This is a genomic window from Acidaminococcus hominis (assembly GCF_900291475.1).
In the GTDB taxonomy this organism is placed as follows: Bacteria; Bacillota; Negativicutes; order Acidaminococcales; family Acidaminococcaceae; genus Acidaminococcus; species Acidaminococcus hominis.
The window spans coordinates 1-4,396 of sequence record NZ_OLMM01000010.1; the positions used below are offsets into that span (position 1 = coordinate 1).

Consider the following 4,396-nt stretch of genomic DNA (forward strand, 5'->3'; position numbering starts at 1 on the left):
AGCCATCGGGAACGTCCCGCCAGCAGAGCGCTACTTCCCGGCACTGCTGCTCAATGCTGCAATGTCTGCTGCCTGATACATTTAGAAATTCATCGATTTTGGTCTTGACAAACGTGCCACTATATAGGCTGCAATAATGCCCCGGCTCTTTTGTTCTTCCGTCAGCGTCAAAATGCAGTTGGAGGCACCGCGTACCTTGAAGGACCCTGTCCGCTGAAGATTTTCCAATTTCAGATAAACCTCACGCCCCGCAATCTTACTGAAGGTATGGCTTCCCTCCAGGGGTGTTTTGTGAACCAGGTCTGCCAGTCTTTCCCGGGCAGCCTGAATGTCTTTCAAAGCAAGCAATTCAGTCATGACAGGATGCTCCTTGGTGATGTAATGTTTTTTTGTGTGGACCCTTGGGGTCCCGTAAGCAATGGTAAAAACTTGCGTCTTCTCCTTAGAACAGCTCCGGAACGATATCAATGACCTTGTTCTTTTCGTCCACGCTGCGCAGGGTCAGGAGGGAAGCATAATCCGTAACGGCCTTTTTGGCCGGTTCTTTGGAAGCGATGAACAGGAACGTACCCACTACCTCGGCTTCCACCTCGTCCGCCAGCTCCCGCAGACCGCTGGCCGTACCGCCGCCCCGCATAAAGTCATCGATGATCAGCACCTTGGCCTTAAAGGGCAGGGCTTTCCGGGGCAGGGACATGGACTGGATTTTTTTGGTAGAGCCGGACAGATAGCTGATGCTCACTGCCGGGCCTTCCGTAATCCGGGCTTCCTTCCGGGCCATGACCATGGGAATATTGAAGGCTCTGGCCGTACTAAGGGCCAGAGGAATCCCCTTGGCTTCCACAGTCATAATATATTCCGGCTTCAGGTCCAGGGACCGCTGCATAATGATTTCACCCAGCCGGGAAGCAATCTGGGGATTGAACAGCAGGTCATTCATATAAATCATGCCGCCGGGCAGTACCCGGCTGGGATCGTTGAGCTTTTCCGCCAGGTCGGCCAGAAATTTGTTGTTGGAATCAGTGGTGTGGTACGGGATAAAGCGCACTCCGCCGCTGGCCCCGGCCACCGTTTCAATGATGCCCAAATCGTAAGCGGACAGCCCGTTGCGCACGGTCTGCACGTCTTCACTCAAAGTCGATTTTGCTACCGTAAATTTTTCGCAGAAATAAGAGAAAGGATACAGCTGAAAAGGATGGTCCGTCAATTCCTTGGTCAGTGCCACAATGCGTTCCAAACGTTTGATTCTAGCCATTATTTAACCTCTTTCTTTTCATCTTCTCCAGAAGGCATCAGGTTCTGTTCCTCGATGACCTTCAAAAGGGTTCTTTCCGCGTTTTCCAGGTGGACCCGTACGGCCTTTTGGGACCGTTCCACATTCCGGCTGCCAATGGCCTCCATGATTTCCTTATGCTCCTCACCCATGGTTTCCAGTCTGCCGGGGTACGGCATGGACCGGCCGCGGATGGTGGTAATCTGCTCCCGCAGGTTGCTGACAATATTGATCAGCCGTTTGTTCCGGCTGGCCTTGTAGATTACGTCGTGGAAAGCCGTATCATTTTCGATAATCTTGGGGAAATCCCGGGAAGCAATGAGAGGCTCATCCAGTTTCAGCAGCCGCTTCATTTCGGCAATTTCCTCGTCGTTGATCCGTTCCGCTGCCAGCCCTGCCGCCAATACGTCCAGGGCAATGCGGATTTCGTACACTTCATTGATATCCTTAATGGAAATATTGGCCACGTAGGCGCCCCGGCGGGGAATCATCACTACCAGACCTTCCAGTTCCATTTTGCGGATGGCTTCCCGCACGGGAGTCCGGCTGACCCCCATGTCCTTGGCCAGGTGCAGCTCCATCAGGCGCATGCCCGGGGGAAACTGCCCGCTGACAATGGCGTTGCGGATGTTTTCCACCACCACTTCCCGTAAGGGCTTGTAGTTATCCAAAGGAATCTGATTCAAATGCTGCACCATATCAATTAACCTCCTGTACAGTTCGTGCTGCTAATAATTCTGCGTCCGGGTATTGCCGGCGCAGCGCCTGGGCTGCCGTTTGGGCGGCTGCCCCGCTGGGAAAAATGCCAAATAAGGTGGGACCGCTGCCGCTCATCAGGACCTTCTCTGCCCCCTGGTCCTTTAGGGCCTGGGACATTTCCTGAAGCAGCGGGTATTTTCTTAGGGTAACAGCTTCCAGGTCGTTGCCCAGCTGCTCCAGCAGGGCTTTCCGGTCACCGGCCCTCAGGGCTGCCTCCAGCCCGTCAATATTCTGGGGCTGCCTGTGTTTTACCTTGTCGATTTCCTGGTAGACCCAGGCCGTGGAAACTGCCAGTTCCCTGGGCTTTAGGAGTACCAGCTGGAGCTCCGGTGCTGCTGGCAGCACCGTCATCAGCTCGCCCCGGCCCCGGGCCCTTTGGGTACCGCCCCGGATGCAGAAAGGCACATCACTGCCCACCTCTGCTCCCACGGTTTCCAGTTCTTCCAGGCTCAGGGGACTGCCGTAATACTTGTTGAGCAGCCGCAGTACCGCCGCAGCGTCCGTACTGCCTCCTGCCAGCCCTGCTGCCTGGAAAATCCGTTTCTGGCATTCCAGTTGGACCTTCAGGCTGCACCCCGTCTTTCTTTGGAAGGCCAGGGCCGCCTTCACCATCAGGTTCCGTTCATCGCAGGGAAGGGACGGATCGTCCGTCCGCATACCGAAACGTTCGGCTGTCTCCAGGGAAATGGTATCACACAGGGATATGCTTTGCATAATCATATCCACGGTGTGAAATCCATCCGCTCGTTTTTCTGTGACTTTTAATCCTAGGTTGATTTTCCCGTATGCTTCCTGCTTCATCGGCATCGCCCCTTTCCTGCGTATTTTGTATGCATATTCTCCTATTGTAGCCTGTTTAGCTCTTTGCCGCAAGAGATTTTATGAACGTTTTTGGAGATTTTTTTGCATATTGTTCTTCCTTTGAAATATTCTGTCTAGTTGATACGAAAAGTGCTACAATATATACAATTCAACTGAAGGAAAGCGGGGCGATTTTGTGACCACTACAAAAAAACGTAAGGCTGGAATGGCTGCAGGCAAGCTACTCTACAAGTACGGCATGACCACCCTTGGCTGTGTGCTCATGGCCGCCAGTATCAACTGTTTCTTTCTCCAGCACCATTTTCTCTCCGGAGGCCTGGCTGGGCTTTCCATGATTCTGTACTATCTGTTCCAATGGCCCGCCGGTACCACCAGCTTTCTTATGAATATCCCCCTGTTTTTCCTGGCCTACCGTTACATAGGGAAGCTCTTCTGCTTTGACAGTCTGGTAGGCAGCCTGATTTTCTCCGTGGTTCTGGACGGCACCTCTTTCCTCCAGTCCTTGGTCTATGTGGACGATCCCCTTCTCTCCTGTCTTGCCGGCGGCGTTATGGAAGGTCTGGGCTGCGCCCTGGTGTACCGGGCAGAAACCTCCACCGGAGGCATCGACATTCTGGGCTTTATGACCAAGAAATACTACAACATCAGCGTCAGCACCACCAACTTTATCTACAGCCTGTTCCTGATGGCCGTGGCCGTATTTTTCTTCGGCCTGGAACCGGTGCTCTATTCCACCGTCATCTTCTTCCTGGCCTTTAAGGCCACCAACTTCTTTATGCTGGGCTTTGACTACAAGAAGACGGTGCTGATTATCAGCAGCCAGTCCGACGCAATCGGCCAGCGGATTATGAGTGAGGTCAACCGGGGCATCACCATCCTCCACGGGGAAGGCGGCTACTCCCACGCGCCCCAGGATATTATTCTGGTGGTAGTAAAGCTCACCCAGCTGGCCCACCTGAACACCATCATCAAGGAAGTGGACCCCATGGCCTTTGTTACCGTACAGGATACCAACGATGTATTTGGCCGGGGCTTTACCGCCCCCAATGTGGAAGGTACCCTGCCTCCCGAATGGGCTGCCAAAAAAGCCCAGGCTGAGGCCCAAGAAGCCACCCACAAAGAAAATTAAACCAAACACCCCAAGAAGCTGTGAAAAATGATCTTTCATTTTTCACAGCTTCTTTTGTTTTATTGGCAAAGAACTTCCTTCGGCCAAGGGAAATTGCCCTACGCTCGGGCCTTTTCCCTGCTTTGCACCCACTTATGCCAAAAGTTCTTCCCCGCTTACCTTTCCAACCAGCAGGGTAAGATGCCTGGAGGTGCAGCTACACAAAGCACCGCCAAGGCCAGCCCTGGGGTCCTGCCGGGTAAACATTCCCTGACTGCTGGAAATCAGCCGTCCCTGGGCAGCCCATTTTTTGGCTCATCACGGAAAATTGGGGGATACGAAATCTAAGACAGAATTTAAAAACTGAAAAAAGGTATTGAAAAAGAGCACGGGATGCTCCATTCTAAGTAATAGCGACAAAACTACGAAAGGAA

General features: G+C 53.0%; 4 protein-coding genes and 1 pseudogene. 1 reads left to right on the top strand and 4 read right to left on the bottom strand.

What is annotated here, in order from left to right:
- Window positions 1–126: 126 nt before the first annotated feature.
- From C7E10_RS11770 to ispE, 4 genes and pseudogenes are all read right to left on the bottom strand, one after another.
- Window positions 127–348: pseudogene (locus tag C7E10_RS11770) on the bottom strand (pyridoxal-phosphate dependent enzyme); the annotation flags it as partial.
- Between the two features lie 94 nt (window positions 349–442).
- The gene (gene purR, locus C7E10_RS11775; protein WP_105327508.1) at window positions 443–1,255 is read right to left on the bottom strand and encodes a pur operon repressor; all 813 of its coding nucleotides are present in this window, start codon (window positions 1,253–1,255) and stop codon (window positions 443–445) included.
- Window positions 1,255–1,971: a GntR family transcriptional regulator gene (locus tag C7E10_RS11780; RefSeq protein ID WP_105327509.1), complete on the bottom strand. Its 717-nt coding sequence runs from the start codon at window positions 1,969–1,971 to the stop codon at window positions 1,255–1,257. The genes purR and C7E10_RS11780 overlap by 1 nt, the downstream gene beginning before the upstream one ends.
- A gap of 1 nt (window position 1,972) precedes the next feature.
- The gene (ispE, locus tag C7E10_RS11785; RefSeq protein WP_158572339.1) at window positions 1,973–2,833 is read right to left on the bottom strand and encodes a 4-(cytidine 5'-diphospho)-2-C-methyl-D-erythritol kinase; all 861 of its coding nucleotides are present in this window, start codon (window positions 2,831–2,833) and stop codon (window positions 1,973–1,975) included.
- Window positions 2,834–3,029: 196 nt separating this feature from the next.
- Between ispE and C7E10_RS11790 the strand changes: the two genes are divergently transcribed.
- A complete protein-coding gene (locus tag C7E10_RS11790; protein WP_231086443.1) occupies window positions 3,030–3,983 on the top strand; it encodes a YitT family protein in 954 nt (317 codons plus the stop codon).
- The last annotated feature ends 413 nt before the right edge of the window (window positions 3,984–4,396 follow it).